Source organism: Solemya elarraichensis gill symbiont (assembly GCF_002021095.1).
Classification (GTDB): Bacteria; Pseudomonadota; Gammaproteobacteria; order Chromatiales; family Chromatiaceae.
Genome location: NZ_MPRK01000306.1, coordinates 1 through 1,791, shown reverse-complemented (window position 1 = coordinate 1,791; position 1,791 = coordinate 1). Strand labels below are relative to the sequence as shown.

General features: G+C 45.1%; 2 protein-coding genes. Both read right to left on the bottom strand.

Features of this window, described 5'->3' with window-relative positions; genetic code table 11:
* Positions 1-42: 42 nt before the first annotated feature.
* Entirely contained in the window at positions 43-513 is a 471-nt protein-coding gene (locus BOW51_RS10465; RefSeq protein ID WP_078477660.1) for a rhodanese-like domain-containing protein, read from the bottom strand.
* Between the two features lie 232 nt (positions 514-745).
* Positions 746-1,791 (bottom strand): cyclic nucleotide-binding domain-containing protein (locus BOW51_RS10460; protein WP_135568263.1); only part of this gene is annotated, 1,046 nt, incomplete at its 5' end.

Below are 1,791 nucleotides of genomic sequence, written 5' to 3'. Positions count from 1 at the left end.
ATGGAATGTCTGCTTTCGGGCAGAAGCGGTCATTAATGCTTCTCATTCTGCCTGTGGCTCCAACTGATAGGGCAAGATTTTGTTGACGAAAAAAGCATCAGCCACCTCGATATCGACAGGCTTCTCTTCGATATCCACGAACGGAAGCTCATAGTCATTATATCCACGCAACCCGGTGGTAAGAGAATAGACCTTGTTGAAACCAAGCAGTTGCATATTGAACGAGGTCATAATACTACGGTACCCGGAGCGGCAAACCACAATCACTGTTCGATCACGAGCCTCGACCAATTCCGGTTCGGTCTCTTCGTAACCCCATTCACAGGCCGATTCCACAATGCCACGAGGTACGTTGAGGCTGTTCTGTACATGCATGGTGTCGAACTCGTCCCGCTCGCGTACATCCAGAACCAGAATATTCGGATCTGCTTCCAGCATCTCCTCCATATCCCAAGGCATTATCTCGTTTACTGATTTCAGACGCTCGGCGAGCAAGTCTATTAATTTTTGCATGATGATGCCTTTGAGGTGAATGGAGATTTCAGATGTGTATTTTAGCAATCCTTATCGCTTTTTTGTAGGAGGTTAGATGCCCTGGATATGCCAACGTAAAAGCAGCATTTCGTGCATTGACGAACTCCTGTGTTTTAACGCCCAGTTTGGTGTCTGGTCGTCAAATAGGCTGGTTCCCTTTTGGGGGGGGTGAGTTCCCAGGGTGCCTGAGTTTAAGGACTACATATAGATATCATGTTGCCAGTGCGAGTTGTTTGTTCAGAACCCTGATAATTGAGTTCATCCGTGTGAGCATGGAGACAGCCACCTCTGGGTGCTGTTGAATAATGTTCTGAAATTGAACTCTTGATATGCTGAGCATTTGTACATCCTCAATGACATGCGCTGTTGCTGACCTGAGGTTGTTGTCCAGTATTCCCATCTCACCGAAGTAGTCGCCTTTTTCAAGAACGGCGACAAACTCCTTTTTATCGTGATCTTCATGTAAGGAAATACCAATCTTACCGGAGCTAATGATATAGCATTGGTCACTTGTGTCACCAATATCAAAAATTCTGTCACCTTCCTGGTAAAAGTCGTCTACAAGTATTTCAGCAATACTCTGGATATCTTCTGTATCAATATCGCCAAACAGGCGAGACTGTTTCAGCAATAGTGTTTTTTCAAGGAAATCAATCATAGTACTGTCCTGTGCTTGAGAGAGGCACTGCTTCACCCATGGGCTGCAATTGAGCATGCACCAGTTTATTGCCTCATCTAATTCAATTGCATTTTGATGGCGTTGTTTCCCGCTGGGATCGAGTAGGGAAGCGAGCAATTTAATAATGGAGCCTGATACGGCTGTATGATTCAGATTTTTCAGGGCCTCAAATGCCAATCCGGAATACTGGCGATCATGGCTGTGAAGAACTGCCCGTACAATATTTATTCCTTTTTGGTTTTCGATCAGGCTTAAACCGGCGAGACATGTATCAAGCGACTGTCGAAATTGCTCTTCGAGCAAAGTGCTCAGCAGTCGATACTTTAATGAATCGTCAGCGTGACATTCGATTTGCTGTTGCAGAGTGTGAAGCTTGGAAGCCTTATTAACCCGGTTCTCGACAAGACTTTTGATTTCATCTTTTGAGAAAAAGGGCTCGGTTGAATCAAGAATAATTTTTTGACCGCTGAATGGAACCCTGTCATTGATTAGATTCTCGAAGAGATCTTCTGGTACCGCGCCAATTTTGTGTAGCTCGCACAGCGCATGCTGCCTGACATTCTGTTGATGATGTGCTT

Excerpts from the sequence above, each read along its gene's own strand:
- BOW51_RS10465 (WP_078477660.1), bottom strand. The coding sequence starts at position 513 with ATGCAAAAATTAATAGACTTGCTCGCCGAGCGTCTGAAATCAGTAAAC.